Raw genomic sequence first — 15,664 nt, 5'->3', positions numbered from 1 at the left:
AAACATGAAGACCTCTTCATGTAATCATGATGGGTAAGATGCTTCACATGGGTCACGGAGTCGAAGGCACGTCCACACCGCCCGCGCAGCTCGATGCGGAGTCGGCCGCGACGGTGGCTGCCACGTTGCAGGCGTTGGCGACGCCGAGTCGACTGCGGATGTTGACTCGGCTGCGGCACGGGGCGTGTTCTGTGGGTGACCTGGTGGAGGCGGTGGGGATGGAGCAGTCCGCTGTCTCGCATCAACTGCGACTGCTGCGTGCGATGGGGTTGGTGACGGGGACGCGGCAGGGCCGCAACGTCGTGTACAGCCTGTACGACAATCATGTGGCGATGCTTCTCGACGAAGCGGTCTATCACATCGAACATCTCGGGCTCGGAATCGCCGACGACCCGATCCCTGCCCTGTAAAGAGCTCACCCCATATGTGGCCAATCGACGCCGGAGTCCCTCGGCGGCGCGTCCGACGACCAGGTGATCAGTGCGTGCGGCGACACACTCGCTGAAGCTCATGCTGCAGTGGTGTTACCAACCTCGATCTACTCGCTGGGGCGAGATGAATGTGTTGATCAATCGGCAATCTCCTGATCGGGCTACCCTTCATTTCGACCCCTGACATCTCCTCCCTTGGTCGGTGGAACAAAGAAAGCGATCCAACCCGATGGATATTCGCAGTCTGCCTCGGTACATGACGGTGGCGGCTGTGGTCGCCGCCGCCGTGACATCACTCACGGCCTGCACGAACAGCGGTACCGATAGTGCGGAGCCTTCCCTTCAGTCATCGTCGAGCAAGGCCGGCGAACCCTCGGCAGTGATGAATGGGCTCGAGTCCAGCACCTCCGATATGGCGCTGATTACTGATGATTCGATGATTCCCGCCGGTCAAGCCACGACGTGGAGATTCCGAATCGACGATTCAGGGGGTGGCGCGGTAACCGAGTACGAGGCAGAGCAAGGCCAGCTCATGCATCTGTATTTCATTCGGGATGACTCGACGAGATTCGCGCATCTGCATCCGATCATGGCTGGCGACGGCACGTGGAGCGCCCCGATCTCAGGCCTCGTACCCGGGAGATACCGCGTATACGCCCAGTTTAGGGCTCTTAGCGGGAAAACCTCTGAAACGCAGGTGCTTTCGCAGCTGGTCACAGTTCCTGGGGAGGGGACTCCGGAAAGGCTTCCACACGCCATGCCGTCGACCTCGGTCGACGGCTACACGCTCACGGTCGCGGGGAAACTCACACCCGGCCAGTCGGGAGAGCTCACGGTGGACATTGCCGGAGGCGACGAGCAGGGATCCGACGTGCAGCGCTACGAGGGCGCCTATGTCCATGTCACTGCAATCCATGCACAGACTCTCGCCTTTGCTGATCTGACGCCACTGGACAGCGATCAGCGAGGTCCGGAATTCGATGTACCTGCGAAACTCTCGAAATCCGGCGACTGGCGACTGTTCATCGAGTTCCAGACAGGAGGCCAGTTGCACACCGCGGCGATCACCATCGCTCTGTAACGAACCTTCAGCAGGCGCAATGACAATCGGGATGTGCCCGCCGGCGCCTCGTGCGTGCACCCGACATTCCTGAGCAAGGCGGGGTGGCGATTCCACGCAGCGGGTGCGAACGGTCCCGAGGTCAGGAGCATTGCCGTTCTGGTCCAATCCGGTACGACAGCACGGTTAGCCGATCTGTGGTGCGCGAGGGAAACATGTGACGCTTTTTGTCATATGGGGCAGTTGATGATGTTTATCTACTATTGTCCTTAGTACATGGGTGTCGAGCGCAGTTTGAGTCGTCGAGGACGAGGGGTGTTTGTGAGGCAACGGAATCGACTCACGCATGCTCGCACGAGAGTCGCTCACGCCGTCCTTGGTCTGGCTCTCGCCGGATCGATCGTCGCAACCACTCCCGGTATCGCGATGGCGGTTCCGCCGCCGCCACCGAATCCGAGCGATACCGAGTTGCAACAGGCAGACTCACGCGTGGATCAAACTCTGGGCCGTATCGGCGATCTGATCAACGACGTTGCGTCGGCGAATGCGCAACTCGCTGAGATCGCCGCCCAGGTTGCGATCAAGCGGGAGGACGTGAACAAGGCGTTGGTGGACCTTCAGTCATCCCGTGATGTCGCGGTGGCCGCCACTGCTGCTGGGGCAGCTGCACGCACCGACATGGGAGTGGCTGGGCAGGCAATCGAGGTGGCGCAACAGCAGTTCGACGATTTCGTTGCCGCCAGCTACAGACAAGGCAGCACCGCCGGCTCGCTGACCGTCTTCCTCGGAAGCGACAGCCCCGACGATCTCTTGGCCAAAGCTGACCTGGTGCGGATGATTACGAAGAAGCACAACGCGGTCATGGACGAGCTTCAGCGCGCACGAACGGCGCGATCGAACACGGAGTCTGTGGCACGGGCGGCCCAGGCGACCGCCGACGCTGCTGCAGCCAGAGCAGAAGACAACAAAGCCCTCGCAATGGAAGCAATCCAGCGCGTGACGGATGCGCAGAAGTCGGCAACAGAGCAACAGGCAGTGGTCATGAAGGAGCGCGATTCCGCGCAAATCGAGTTGGAGGCAGCGAGAAACAGCGCGACGGGATTGCAGAACCAGCGTCAGGTCTACGACCAGTGGGATACTCAGCGCAGAGCAGAGGAAGCAGCTACCGCTGCGGCGATCGCCGCAGCGCAGCAAGCAGCATCGGAAGCTGCGACCCGGGTTGCTGCGGATCAAATTGCACGTGATCGCGCCGCGGACATTGCCAGCAGACAGCGTCCGCATACCCAGATCAGCGATGATTCCTCGGAGACGAAGGTGCCGTCGGTGACGACTACGCCGTCACCGTCTGCTGCTTCTACAAGGGCTCCCACGTCGGTGACGGCTACGCCGTCACCGCCTGCTTCTCCAACCAAGGCTCCGTCGGTTACGACGGAGCCCGGAGGTGGCGTGAGTGACGACGGTCAGAATTCGGTCACCGGTGACGGTGCCATCGAAACTGTCATCGACCGGGCAATGTCGCAACTCGGTGTCCGCTATTCGTGGGGAGGCGGAGACGCAAACGGGCCGACCGTCGGAATTCGTGACGGCGGAGTCGCGGACACTTTCGGTGATTTCGAAAATGCAGGCTTCGACTGTTCCGGAATCATGATCTATGCGTTTGCTGGTGTGGGAATCTCACTTCCGCACTACTCCGGGTACCAGTACACCGCGGGAAGGCAGGTTCCAGCCTCTCAGATGAAGCGAGGGGATCTGATCTTCTACGGGCCCAACGCAAGTCAGCACGAGGCGCTCTACCTTGGCAACAATCAGATGCTTGAATCCCCGCAGTCCGGCGATGTGGTCAAGGTTTCCCCGGTGCGTTGGGACGGCATGGTGCCCAATGTGACCAGGCTTCTCTAGCTCTTCTCCGTCGGCGGTACGGTTGGCTTCAGAGGTCGGCGAAAATCGTTGCGTACGTCTGTCTCCATAAGAGTTTCGCCGGGCGTGCGCGCGGACATGTGGGGATCGTGGGGTTGGCGTTATCGGGATTGGTGGAAGGGGCAATTGACTTTCGAGTCGCCGATGCTGTTCTCGATCAGTTTCTTGATCACCTTCTTAGTCGATGGTCTTTCGGAGGTGCTTCTGGCCAGACCACCGTTCGATTTTCAGGTCACCGACAGTTACTTCGGCGTGGCACATTTTCACTACGTGGTCTTCGGTACGGTTGTGTTCACCACGTACGCGCGGATCTACTTCTGGTTCCCTAAGATGACTGGCCGAGTGATGGATGAGTGGCTGGGCAAATGGCATTTCTAAGCGGCGTTCGCGGATTCCACATGACCTTCCTCGTGCAGCACTGGCTCGGCGTCGAGGGGATGCCGCGCCGCTAAGCGGATTACCTACCTTTGGACGACTTTGCGGTACTGAACTCCATCTCGACCGTAGAGTCCTTCGTCTTGGGTGCATTCACCATTCACCTTGCCGTTCATCTGGAACGTCTTCAGGAGCTACAGATTTGGTGAAGTCGTCACGGTCGACGATCCGTGGGGCAATGGCAATTCTCTCGAGTGGGCGACCAGCTGTCCGCCGCCACGCCACAACTTCACCGAGCCCCTATCCGCTCCGAGTGTCCGGCGTTCGAGATGCACCACCCACACATGGTGGAACGGATTCGGGCTGAAGCTCACACCGGAAGGTTCCATCCCACAACGAGCACACTGGCGGGAAACGGATCCGAGTGAGCCGTGTCGTCCGCAAACTACGTGTACGCAATATATGTCGCACGTATGACGGGAAGAAGTGAGGACACGAAGTCGCCATGAGTTCGTTCCCAATTTCGGTGATGACTGTGCCGGCGACGGATGAGACTGGCATGACCCCCATCAAGTGACCCGCAAGCTATGAGAATCCTTCCGCCCTGATCAAGGGCATGAAAGGCTGCAACTCATGGCTGGACGCAAACGGCACACGCCCGAACAGATCATCCGAAAACTGCGCCACGGCGACGAACTTGCCGCCACAGGCGCCGACGACGAGGAAATCGCCCGACAACTCGACGTCTCGGTGCCGACGCTCTACAACTGGCGCAAGCAGTATGGCGGCATGAAAGCCGACGACGCCAAAGAGTTCAAAGAACTCAAGAACGAGAACGCCCTGCTCAAGAAGCTCCTCGCCGAAGCCGAACTCGAAAAGGCTGCACTCAAGGAGATTGCTCGGAAAATTCTGGGTCAGGCCGTTCCGTCAACGGGTTGATTCCATTATCACTGGAAAATTCTGAGCCTGACCGCCAAACGAAACGCTGTCGTCATGCTCCAGGAAACGATGGGGCTCTCACAGCGTTTCGCCTGCAAAATCGTCGGGCAACCGCGATCCACCCAACGAAAAGCGCTTGCGAGAGACACCCCGGACGATCCGGACGCCGATCTGCGGAAGTGGTTGCGAGACTGGGCCAAAGCGAATGCCCGCAAGGGGTTTCGTCGGGCGTGGGCGGACTTGCGTGCCATGGGCTGGGTGATTAACAAAGAAGAAGGTTCAGCGTCTCTGGCGCGAGGAAGGGTTGCGGGTGAAGGTCCGCAAAATCCGCAAACGAGCCGACGCTTCGACCACCCCGATTGCCGAGGCACATGCACCGAAGGTGGTGTGGGCGATCGACTTCCAGTTCGACTTCACCACCGACGAACGGAAGTTCAAGATCGCGTCAATGGTGGACGAGCATTCGCGCCAGTCGGTGCTCAACATGGTCGAGGGATCCATCCCGGCAGAGGATCTCGTCGCCGCCCTGGAGAAAGTGTTCGCGCTCTGGGGCGGCCCGCCACAGGTGTTGCGGTGCGACAACGGACCCGAATTCATCTCCGAGGCGTTGCGGACGTTCTGCGAGGACCGACTGGGAATCGGATATGTTCCCCCTGGTCAGCCGTGGAAGAACGGCTACATCGAATCCTTCAACAACCGAGTCCGTGACGAATGCCTGAACATGAACGAGTTCCACAGCCTCCTCGAAGCCCGGGTGGTCATCGAGGACGGGAAGGAGGACTACAACACCCGACATCGGCATTCATCGCTGGCTTACCGCACTCCGAATGAGTACAGCTGCCAGCTGTATTCACACGCATTGATTCTCTGATAGCGAGTGGCTCACCAAACGGGGTCCTACCAAGACGACAGCCGCACTGACCGATTCGTTGTTACGCGAACTCTTACCGCGCTCACGTTTGTCGGTGCGGGCCTCGGTTGCCCTGCCTCGACGCTGCGCAAACTCCCGCTGTCCCGCGCATCGTATTCGATCGCCGTGGAGACTTCGCTTTCACACACGTGCACCTCGGTGATACCCCTGTCGGGTGGGATGCAAGTCGTTGAAGGATTGCCGTTTCCGGTCGTCTCATACAGTGAACTACTATCTCTTTTAGTAGTTCACTGTATGAGGGAGGGACATCGGCGATGACGAATTGGTCGCTCTGGCGTTGGATTACTGCGTCGGCAGGTGCGGTGGCAGCAGCGCTCATTGTCGGCGTCCCCACCGGGATAGTGCCGACTTCGTTCTACCAGCGGATGACTCCGGTGCTGTGGTGGAACTATCCGGTGTGGATCGCGAACGCGATATTGAGTGGATTGATACTCGCGACGTATGTGCGAACGCAATCCAGTTCTGCAGCACCCTCGCGCGTGGGCATTGGCAGCAATGCGCTGGCTCTGTTGGCCGTCGGCTGTCCGGTGTGCAACAAATTGGTGATCATGACTGTCGGTGTGACGGGTGCGTTGAATCTGTGGGCACCGATACAACCGGTCCTGGGGCTGATTTCACTGGCTTTGATGGCGGGCGCGTTTCGGCAGCGGTTGAAAGGTGAGCGGGCGTGCGGAGTGCGTACTTGTGTGTCGAAGGACTCGATCGGTACTGCGGTCCCCGAACGCTCCTAGTGCGCGATTGGATGTTGTCAAGAAGGATGGGACCCCAAGGAAACGGTCTCCTGTTGACGACGGTTGAAAACTAGTCCAGAAACGACGGGTGGTCTAGTTTTCAACCGTCGTTCACATCTCCTTCATCGCTTGGGTGATCTACGCCGCCTCTCTGCACGCGCGTGCTACTTCTGGTTGGCGCGATACCCGTGCCGCCTGGATAATCATTGCCGGTTTCGTCGCAATGCTGTTCAATCTCTTCATCATCAAGATGGATGTCTCCGGCCTCCATTCGTACGCGGGACTCAACTGAGAGCGAGCGGGTGAGAGTGGCGCGGGGGCATATGGATCAGGGGAGCCCCGCGCCTGCATGCCGGGGGAGTGGCGCAGCCATTCTGATGTGAGTGTGTGAACGTGGTGATCAAACTTGTCAATCATGCGCACTTCCTGCCCTTGCAAGGCGGAAGCCGTTGTGGCGCCGCGTCAGGGAGTTTCTTTTCCCGACATCCTGCGCGACACTCGAGTTCATCGTGTATCAGTGTCAACCTGATGTGGTCGCACCTGCTCAATACCGGCTGGCTTTCGAGTCGGTACGCCTCCGCGATCAACTCGGAGTCGGTCATCCCCCGCCGAACGTCCTGCATCATGACCTCCATGTCGTCTGTTCTCGTTTGCGTACCCGGCCTGTCCCTCGTTAATCGATGGGCTCGGTTTGCGCCTGGACCTGATTGATGCAAATAGATCGGTTCGGTTCAGGCGTGGGTTTTTGTGCACCCGTTCCTACCTCGTGCTGGTGGGTATCCCACGGAGCCTGACCAGAATGTTGAGCCCGACGAATGTGACCGCGCACGCAGGACGGCGCGTGCGGATCTCGGGATATCTTCGGGTGTAATTACCAAACCCTCCAACAAATGAGGTTGCCTCGATAGTGTTCGGTGTCCTCCGGGGTATTGACCTGTCGCCTAGAAGGCTCGGTGCCTCTGCCGAGGTCAATTGTCAAGCAGAGACACCGAGCCGCGTGCGCTCACATCCGACTGAAATCTGAGCAATGAACGCCGGAAGTCGTGATCACAGCGTGGCGAGAATGCCTTCCATCGTGGTGATTTCCTGGTTTTGCGCGCTGATGATGGTCTGCGCCATGGAGATAGCTTCGGGATACTGTCCGGAATCAACTTCAGTTTGCGCCATTGCGACAGCTCCGCGGTGATGGTCGATCATCTGAGCGAGGAACAGTTTCGCGGCATCGGTTCCCTGTGCATTCTGCAGCGCGGTCATGTCATCGGCGGACATCATCCCCTCCATCATTCCCGGCGTCATCCCCATGCTCTCTGAGGGCATCGGCATGTTCATGCTGGTAGAGGGTGTCATGCCTTCCATGCTGTGGGAGGTGGTCGGCATATTCATGCCAGAGGAGGACGAACTCTGTCCCCAGCTGGTCAACCAGGCCTGCAGCTGCTCGATTTCTGGGGCTTGCGCTGCCTTGATCTGTTCTGCCAACGTCGTCACTCGGGGGTCGATACCGTCTTTGGAGAGGAGCATGTCGCTCATCTGGACGGCCTGACTGTGATGCGGGATCATCTGCTCGGCGAATGTCACATCTGCCTGATTGTGAGTGCTCGCGTTCGCCGATGAACTGGATTCGGCACTCATTGACGTTGGCGTGGAGGTAGTTTCATCGGTATTGGAGCTGTTACATGCGGTGAGGACGAATAGTGCTGCAGTTGCTGCAGCACTGATTGCGAGGACCTTCTTCATATCGGGGAATCCCTTTCGCTGGGAGATCGGTTGTCGGGTCATGAGACGTTCTGTGAGGTGGACTTCGTAGTGCTGGGTGAAGGCCGGTGTTGATCTGGGGGAGAAGGGAGGCGTAGCCGCTTCAGCAGTAGTGCATTGACTGCGACGATGAAGCTGGACCCGGACATCGACAGCGCCGCGATCTCGGGGCGAAGTACAAGTCCGAGGGAGGGTTCGAAGACTCCAGCGGCGATGGGGAGGGCGATGACGTTGTACCCGACTGCCCATCCGAGGTTCTGTCTCATCTTGCGGAGGGTGCCTCGCCCGATTTGTAGAGCGACCGGTACGTCGAGTGGGTCCGACCGCATCAGCACGAGGTCCGCTGTTTCGATTGCGACGTCGGTACCTGCGCCGATGGCGATACCGAGGTCCGCTTGTGCGAGCGCGGGAGCATCGTTGACTCCGTCCCCGACCATCGCAACCTTTTTGCCGGCATTTTGCAGCTCGACGATCTTGGCGGCTTTGTCGCCGGGGAGCACTTCCGCGATGACGGTATCGATACCGAGCTGGCCCGCGATGCGCTGTGCGGTGGCTTCGTTGTCGCCGCTGAGCATGACGACTTCGACGCCCAAGTCGTGCAGCGCCGCCACTGCGGCGGCGGAAGTCTCTCGGACAGCGTCGGCGAGTGCGATCACCCCGACGCCCTGTCCGTCGACGGCAACGAGTACTGCTGTGCGCCCGCTGGCCGCGAGGTCGTCGCGTGTACCCATCAATGTGCCGAAGTCGACGTTTTCGGCGATCATCAGTTTGCGGTTGCCCACCGCCACTCGACGACCGTCCACCTCCGCAGCCGCACCATGACCTGGCACATTACGGAAATTTGTGAGGGGAAACTCCGGGGCGCCGCGTTCGGTCGCGTAGCGGACGATCGCGCCGGCGAGGGGGTGTTCGGACTCGCGTTCGACCGCCGCGACGAGGGAAAGGAGTTCATCGGTGCCGATACCGTCGACGACGACGTCGGTGACTTCGGGTTCACCCTTGGTGAGGGTGCCGGTCTTGTCCATCACTACCGTCTCGATGCGCGCCGAGGATTCCAGCGCGGTGGCATTTTTGAACAACACTCCTCGTTGAGCTCCGAGTCCGGTGCCGACCATGATGGCGGTGGGCGTGGCCAAACCGAGAGCGTCGGGGCAGGTGATGACAACGACGGTGATCGCGAACAGAAGCGCGGTCTGCACTCCTGCACCCGCCGCCCACCAGACGAGGAAGGTGCCGGTGCCGCCGATCAAAGCAACAAGGACGAGCCAGAACGCGGCCCGATCAGCGAACCGTTGCCCCGGCGCTTTCGAGTTCTGCGCTTCCTGGACCAACGCCACTATTTGGGACAGGGCGGTGTCGGCACCGACTTTGGTTGCTCGGACGCGAAGTGTGCCCGTCGTGTTGATGGAAGCCCCGATGACTGCGGATCCCGGTTCTTTGGATACGGGAAGGCTTTCCCCGGTCACCATTGACTCGTCGACTTCGGAAGTTCCGCTCTCGACCGTTCCATCGACAGGGACTTTGCCGCCTGGTCGGATCAGTAACAGGTCTCCGACGACAACGTCGGCGGTGGGAACTTCGACGGGTTCGCCGTCTCTCAACACGATTGCCAATGGCGGGGTCAGTTCGAGCAGTGTGCGAATCGCGTCGTTGGCTCCACCTCTGGCTCGCATCTCGAACCAATGTCCGAGCAGGACGAAAGCCGTCAGCACCGACGCGGCCTCGTAGAAGACCTCGCCGCCGCCGGTGAAGGTGACGGCGACGCTGTAGAGCCAACCCGCCCCGACGGCGACGGCAACGAGGACCATCATGTCGAGGGTGCGGGCCTTCAGAGCCCGATAAGCGCCGTCGAAAAAGATCCAGGCCGAGTAGAACACCACTGGCAAGCTCAGTATCAGGGTGAATACGTCGTCGCGGAGTCCGAACGGGGCGGGAACTGTGAATCCGAACATGTCGCGCCCCATCGGGGACCACAGCATGATCGGAATGGACAGAACGAGAGCGACGAGAAAGCGATTTCGCATGTCCCGGACCATGTCGTCCATCGACATTCCGGCGTGGGCGCCTCCGTGCCCCATCATGTCCTGTGCAGAGTGTTGAGCATGTGGTTCGTGCGCTGTGTGTTCGCCGTGAGGAGATTCGCCGGGGTGTTCGACCGGTGCGTCGGTTGATGTGTCGGCGTGGTCTGAATGAACGTGGTATTCAGAGGGCGTGGCGCTGGTGCTGTCGTTTGGTTCGGAGAGGGGGTCGCAGCTGTGGGAGGGCACTGATCGCCCTGCGCAGTGATAGCCGCAGTCCCGGATCCATTGGGACAGTTCGGGTATCGAGGTTGCAGCCGGGTCGTAGGTGACCGTGGCAGTTTGGTTGAGGACGTTGGCCTCAGCAGAGACGACGCCACGTCGGCGAAGGAGAGTTGATTCGACTGCGGCTTTCGATGTCGCCCACTGCAATCCTTGTACTTCGAGAACGGTGGTTCGATTCATCTCTGCGCCCTCTCGTTGTGACCGCCATTCTTGCGGCAGCGACTGTGCGGATACCTCGGTGGCATGTTCCCGTGTTGTGGCAGATCGTCGGCACCTCTGGGGCGTGATGTTGTGGGGTCCACGTGTGTCTCAATACTGAGCCTGCCGGTGGCGGATATGCCTTGGTTAGATGTTTGGTGAAGATTCGATGAAGGACCATGGTGTCCCAAGCAGTCGACGACTGCCCTCGTCCGTGATGGTGGTCGTCGTGAAGTGAAACCTTTGGATTCGTTGCGGGTGGACAGTGGGACCTCTCCCGCACATCGCGTCCGAAGAGTTCAGGGCAGACGGAAGGTCATCGGGGCAGTCGAATTCGGGATCAAATCAGTGATCGGAGCTTGTGGCATGACTGGTGAATCGTCGTAGGCGCAAACTGTTCGTGACGACGAAGATGGAGCTGAAAGCCATGGCAGCGCCGGCGATCAGCGGGTTCAACAACCCCAGCGCCGCCAGAGGCAACGCCGCCACGTTGTAGGCGAAGGCCCAGAAAAGGTTCCCTTTGATGGTTTTCAACGTCGAGCGCGACAGACGGATCGCATCTGCGGCGGAGCGCAGGTCGCCTCGGACAAGGGTGAGATCGGAGGCTTCGATGGCGACATCGCTGCCGGTGCCCATGGCCAGACCTAAGTCTGCTTGTGCCAGAGCAGCGGCGTCGTTGACACCGTCACCGACCATAGCGACTGTATACCCACGGCTTTGGAGGTCTTTGACGGCGCTTACTTTGTCCGCGGGCAAGACTTCGGCGATGACATCGGCGGCTTCGATCCCCACTTGTTTTGCGACGGCGACGGCGGCGCGAGCATTATCGCCGGTCAACAGGATGGGACGTAGTCCCAAGGTTCGGAATGCAGTGATGGCCTCTTTCGAGGTGTCCTTGACAGTGTCCGACACGACCACGATTCCGCGGATCGAACCGTCCCACGCAACCCACACCGGGGACTTTCCGTCGGCTTCCGCGTCGTGTGCGGCCACTTCCAGATTCTTGGGTGCGACGAGAGACCAGTCCTGCTCCAACCAGGTTCGCCGACCTATAGCAACGGCTCGGCCGTCTACGACACCGGAGACGCCTCGGCCGTCGTGGTTGGAGAAACCTTCGATTCTCGGCAACGGCCGGCCGTCAGCCCGAGCTGCAAGAGTGATGGCCTGCGCGATCGGGTGTTCGGAGCCGTCCTCCAACGCTCCTGCGACAAAAAGTAATTCGTCGATATTCTCGCCATCTGCGCCGACTGTCGAATCGACACTCATGCGCCCGGTGGTGACGGTCCCGGTCTTGTCGAGCACGATGGTGTCGACCTGACGGGTGGATTCGAGAACCTGGGGGCCTTTGATGAGAATCCCCAACTGGGCGCCGCGGCCCGTTCCGACCATCAGCGCCGTCGGTGTTGCCAACCCCAATGCACAGGGGCACGCGATGATCAGCACGGCAACGGCGGCGGTGAACGCCGTCACCATCGAGTGACCGGTCAAAAGCCACGCACCCAACGTCATCAGTGAGAGAACGATGACGACCGGGACGAAGATTCCGGAGATGCGGTCGGCGAGACGTTGGACCTGAGCCTTGCCGTTCTGTGCATCTTCGACCAGTCGTGCCATCTGAGCGAGCTGAGTGTCGGCGCCGATACGAGTTGCTCGAACGAGGAGTCGCCCTCCAGCGTTGACGGTGGCGCCGACAACGGCGTCGCCAGGGCGCACTTCGACTGGCACGGATTCGCCGGTCAGCATGGAGGCGTCCACCGCAGATGTGCCGTCGGTGACGATGCCGTCGGTCGCGATCTTTTCGCCGGGGCGTACGACGAAGATGTCACCGACCACCAATTGTTCGGTGGGAATTCGGATCTCGGTGTGTTCCCTCAACACCGCTACGTCTTTGGCTCCCATGTCCATCAGTGCGCGTAGGGCTGCACCCGACTGCTTCTTGGCGCGGGCTTCGAAATATCGCCCCGCCAGTATGAAGACGGTGACCGCAGCAGCGACTTCCAGATAGATGTGGTCCGCTCCGCCCTCCTGCTGTGGGAACAGGCTGAACTCCATCTTCATGCCGGCCATTCCGGCATGACCGAAGAACAACGCCCACAGTGACCACAGGTAGGCCGCCGACACCCCCACCGAGATCAGAGTGTCCATTGTTGCCGCGCCGTGTCGGGCATTCGTCAGTGCAGCGCGGTGGAAGGGGAGTGCGCCCCAGACGACGACGGGAGATGCGAGCGTCAAGGCCAGCCACTGCCAGTTCGTGAACTGCAATGGCGGGATCATCGACAATGCGACCACAGGCACAGTCAATGCGAGCGAGACGAGCAGTCGGGTCCGCAGTTGCGAAGCCTCGTCCTGGATTCGGGCGTCCACCCCGTCGGTAGTGCCGACCTCCCCGGACGAGCCCTTGGGGGCAGGCAAGGTGGCGGTGTATCCCGTTGCCTCGACGGTGGAGATCAAGTCTTCAGGTGCTACCGCACCCGTGAAATCGACCTTCGCCTTTTCGGTCGCGTAGTTCACTGTCGCGGTGACGCCGTCGATCTTGTTGAGCTTCTTTTCGATTCGCGCGGCGCAGGAGGCGCAGGTCATGCCGCCGATGACCAGTTCGACACTGTGTGCGGACTCGGCAGCGACGGTCGTGTTGTCCAGGGTGCTCATCAGATGTACCTCTCCTGACCTGCCTACGCTGGCGGTGTGGGCGCCCGGTCAGATGTTCGCGAGATGATAGTTGCCGGCTTCGTCGAGCGCGGCAGTTACTTGTTCCTCGGTCAGTGGCGCTGAAGCTGTGACGGTCACGGTGGAGACTCCTCCGGCGACGAGATCGATCTCGACCTCGCTCACTCCGGGGAGGGCGCGCAGCTCGTCCGTGACGGCGCCGACGCAATGCCCGCAGGTGAGGCCGGTGACCGCGAACGTGTTGTTGGTTGCAGACATGATGTCCTCCGTAGGGGTGGGCGCGGATGTCGTGGGTGATTTCTTCGTCGAGTTGCATCCACAGCCGCGTTGCGTCTTATCGAGTAGATTCGGCTGCGAGTTAGTCTGACCGCTCATGATTCCCTTCCCGTCTGGTACCCCAGGGGGGTACCTGTTTCTACTATACTCGCGTTAGGAGAAGGTGAGTCAAGGCTGCGCCTCGACTACTTCCGTCGGACATTTGGTCGGATTCTCCCTCGTGTATTCGCCCGCGCAGAGAACGTCGAATTTCGAGCGCCCGTGGAGTGTCGCCAGGTGTACACCGGAGCCATGGGCAGTTGCGCCGTTCGCGGGATTTCGATCCCAGTCCAGCGGCAGGGCAGAGGCCGGGGATTCCGGGACGCTGACCCGATGCCGGGGCGGCCACAATCTCACCTCGCCGAACGGGGTAGGAAGAGGCATCGAATGAGATGCCGGCCCAATCAGGTCGCGCCTCCCGTGCTGGTGTGATCGTGTGTTCGGACGTCTCCACGTGTCAGACGATGTAGCCCAAGCGGGTCATCATACCCGACTCCTGGTGATATCCGTTGTGGCAGTGGAGCATCCAGTCGCCCGGGTTGTCGGCGATGAGATCGACAGCGACAGATTCCATCGGACGAACGATGACTGTGTCCTTACGAGGGCCGACACCGCCGTCACCTTTGACCACTTGGAACGTATGCCCGTGCAGATGCATGGGATGCCACATCATCGTCATGTTGGTGAACGTGAGCCGGGCTCGGTCCCCTTCTTTGACGGTCAGAGGTTCGGTTTGGTCGTAGTTCCGACCGTTGATCGTCCATTGGTAGCTCATCATGTCCCCCCCGAGGTCTGCCACGAGATCGACACCGGTGCCATCGCTTCGCGGCAGAACGACACTTTCGGCTGCAGTGAACGACTCGACCGTGCCCACTCGACCTGCCAATTCCCGAGGGAGGAACGACGCGTCGGGCGCAGCGCCCGAGCCTGTACGCAGCAGCGTCCGAGCCTGAGCGTTCTTACCCTCGGCCGCGGCGACGAGCGGGAATACACCGTCCTTGACCGTGACGATCACGTCGTAGCGCTCACCCATGCCGAGGAGAAGCGCATCGACTTCTGTCGGTACGACCGGAAAACCGTCCGTATGGGTCACGGACATCACGTGATCGGCAAGGGCGACTCGAAAAGCGGTATCCGCACCCGCGTTGATGATGCGAATACGCACACGCTGACCGGGAGCGGCCGAGAAAGTTGTCGGTGCAGAAGCTATCCGCCCGTTGATCAGATAGTACGGATAGCTGACGTCACCCGCGTCCCCACCGAGCAGAGCGCTTGATTCTACCGAGTTAGGGCCACCCGAGGTGGCGGGCAGCGTGGTTTCGGCCGACCCGTGGTTCATTCCACCCATGCCAGGCATGTTGCCCATCCCGGATCCGCCCATCGAACCCATGCCGTTTCCGGACTGAAGGTCGGAGAGGATCTGTTGCGGACTCGTGCCGACTCCATCCGTCCAGTCGTCGAGAACCACGATCCATTCGGCGTCGTAGTCGACGGGCTCGCGGGGGTCGTCGACGACGATGGGGAGATACAGGCCGTAGTCGGTGTCGAGACCGACATGCGGGTGAGCCCAATACGTTCCCGAATGAGGTACTGAGAACCGGTATGTGAAGTTCTGCCCCGATTCGATGTTCGGGCTTGCCGGCATGGCGCCGTCCATGTCGTTGCGAAGCGCGATGCCGTGCCAATGCACCGATGTCTGATGATCGAGTCCGTTGTTGACGGTGATCGCCAACTCGTCACCGACATTCGCGCGAATCAACGGACCGGGAACACTGTCGCCGTATGCCAGAGTGCGCACCGTGATGCCGCCGAGATCGATATCGGCACCCTGCGGATTGAGCGTGTAGTCCACGGTGCGACCGGTATGCGGGCGCGCTGCCTCAGCGGACGTGATGGCATTCTTGTCGAACGGCGGGGGGTTCGGGTTGGACGATCCGCTGGTGGTGCATGCGGTCAACGCCAGGCCACCCGCCCCCGCCGCCGTGGCGGCGAGAAACGTACGTCGACTGAAAGCCGATCCTGTGAACGGCGCAATAGCCATGATT

The 15,664-nt window shown here is 60.5% G+C and carries 9 protein-coding genes and 3 pseudogenes; 7 read left to right on the top strand and 5 right to left on the bottom strand.

From position 1 onward, the window contains the following. The first annotated feature begins 47 nt into the window (after positions 1 to 47). From PCS43_RS28525 to ccsA, 7 genes and pseudogenes are all read left to right on the top strand, one after another. The gene (locus PCS43_RS28525) at positions 48 to 410 is read left to right on the top strand and encodes an ArsR/SmtB family transcription factor (protein ID WP_047270658.1); all 363 of its coding nucleotides are present in this window, start codon (positions 48 to 50) and stop codon (positions 408 to 410) included. Between the two features lie 778 nt (positions 411 to 1,188). Further along, positions 1,189 to 1,512 carry a hypothetical protein gene (locus tag PCS43_RS28520; RefSeq protein ID WP_134929860.1) on the top strand — a complete coding sequence of 108 codons (324 nt, stop codon included), beginning with the start codon at positions 1,189 to 1,191 and terminating at the stop codon, positions 1,510 to 1,512. Positions 1,513 to 1,767: 255 nt separating this feature from the next. Then, positions 1,768 to 3,390, top strand: coding sequence for an NlpC/P60 family protein (locus PCS43_RS28515; protein WP_081377629.1), 1,623 nt, complete (start codon positions 1,768 to 1,770; stop codon positions 3,388 to 3,390). A 132-nt stretch (positions 3,391 to 3,522) separates the two neighbouring features. After that, positions 3,523 to 4,211 (top strand): annotated as a pseudogene (locus tag PCS43_RS28510) (cytochrome c oxidase subunit I); the annotation flags it as partial. Positions 4,212 to 4,416: 205 nt separating this feature from the next. Then, positions 4,417 to 5,593 (top strand): annotated as a pseudogene (locus PCS43_RS28505) (IS3 family transposase). Between the two features lie 314 nt (positions 5,594 to 5,907). Further along, on the top strand, positions 5,908 to 6,384 hold the full coding sequence (locus tag PCS43_RS28500) for a hypothetical protein (RefSeq protein ID WP_047270626.1): 477 nt from the start codon (positions 5,908 to 5,910) through the stop codon (positions 6,382 to 6,384). A gap of 115 nt (positions 6,385 to 6,499) precedes the next feature. Beyond that, positions 6,500 to 6,676: pseudogene (ccsA, locus tag PCS43_RS28495) on the top strand (cytochrome c biogenesis protein CcsA); the annotation flags it as partial. Between the two features lie 755 nt (positions 6,677 to 7,431). Here ccsA and PCS43_RS28490 read toward each other — a convergent pair. From PCS43_RS28490 to PCS43_RS28470, 5 genes are all read right to left on the bottom strand, one after another. Beyond that, the gene (locus PCS43_RS28490) at positions 7,432 to 8,118 is read right to left on the bottom strand and encodes a DUF305 domain-containing protein (protein WP_047270628.1); all 687 of its coding nucleotides are present in this window, start codon (positions 8,116 to 8,118) and stop codon (positions 7,432 to 7,434) included. A gap of 38 nt (positions 8,119 to 8,156) precedes the next feature. Next, complete coding sequence (locus PCS43_RS28485; RefSeq protein WP_058228111.1) at positions 8,157 to 10,619, bottom strand: heavy metal translocating P-type ATPase; 2,463 nt, start codon at positions 10,617 to 10,619, stop codon at positions 8,157 to 8,159. 363 nt (positions 10,620 to 10,982) lie between these two features. Further along, positions 10,983 to 13,286, bottom strand: a complete 2,304-nt coding sequence (locus PCS43_RS28480; RefSeq protein WP_047270630.1) for a heavy metal translocating P-type ATPase — start codon at positions 13,284 to 13,286, stop codon at positions 10,983 to 10,985. A gap of 48 nt (positions 13,287 to 13,334) precedes the next feature. Continuing rightward, the gene (locus tag PCS43_RS28475; RefSeq protein WP_030537788.1) at positions 13,335 to 13,562 is read right to left on the bottom strand and encodes a heavy-metal-associated domain-containing protein; all 228 of its coding nucleotides are present in this window, start codon (positions 13,560 to 13,562) and stop codon (positions 13,335 to 13,337) included. 514 nt (positions 13,563 to 14,076) lie between these two features. Then, positions 14,077 to 15,660 (bottom strand): multicopper oxidase family protein, encoded by a 1,584-nt coding sequence (locus PCS43_RS28470; RefSeq protein WP_030537787.1) that lies wholly within the window; start codon positions 15,658 to 15,660, stop codon positions 14,077 to 14,079. Positions 15,661 to 15,664: the final 4 nt, after the last annotated feature.

Origin of the sequence: Rhodococcus sp. C-2 (genome assembly GCF_027854095.1) — a bacterium.
Classification (GTDB): Bacteria; Actinomycetota; Actinomycetes; order Mycobacteriales; family Mycobacteriaceae; genus Rhodococcus_F; species Rhodococcus_F qingshengii.
Note: the sequence above shows the minus strand (reverse complement) of the source record. Positions and strands in the feature narration are given on the sequence as shown.

What these genes read in the sequence shown, in the direction of transcription:
- PCS43_RS28525 (WP_047270658.1), top strand. Translation starts at nt 48, where the DNA reads ATGGGTCACGGAGTCGAAGGCACGTCCACACCGCCCGCGCAGCTCGAT.
- PCS43_RS28475 (WP_030537788.1), bottom strand. Translation starts at nt 13,562, where the DNA reads ATGTCTGCAACCAACAACACGTTCGCGGTCACCGGCCTCACCTGCGGG.
- PCS43_RS28500 (WP_047270626.1), top strand. Translation starts at nt 5,908, where the DNA reads ATGACGAATTGGTCGCTCTGGCGTTGGATTACTGCGTCGGCAGGTGCG.
- PCS43_RS28480 (WP_047270630.1), bottom strand. Translation starts at nt 13,286, where the DNA reads ATGAGCACCCTGGACAACACGACCGTCGCTGCCGAGTCCGCACACAGT.
- PCS43_RS28485 (WP_058228111.1), bottom strand. Translation starts at nt 10,619, where the DNA reads ATGAATCGAACCACCGTTCTCGAAGTACAAGGATTGCAGTGGGCGACA.
- PCS43_RS28490 (WP_047270628.1), bottom strand. Translation starts at nt 8,118, where the DNA reads ATGAAGAAGGTCCTCGCAATCAGTGCTGCAGCAACTGCAGCACTATTC.
- PCS43_RS28515 (WP_081377629.1), top strand. Translation starts at nt 1,768, where the DNA reads ATGGGTGTCGAGCGCAGTTTGAGTCGTCGAGGACGAGGGGTGTTTGTG.
- PCS43_RS28520 (WP_134929860.1), top strand. Translation starts at nt 1,189, where the DNA reads ATGCCGTCGACCTCGGTCGACGGCTACACGCTCACGGTCGCGGGGAAA.
- PCS43_RS28470 (WP_030537787.1), bottom strand. Translation starts at nt 15,660, where the DNA reads ATGGCTATTGCGCCGTTCACAGGATCGGCTTTCAGTCGACGTACGTTT.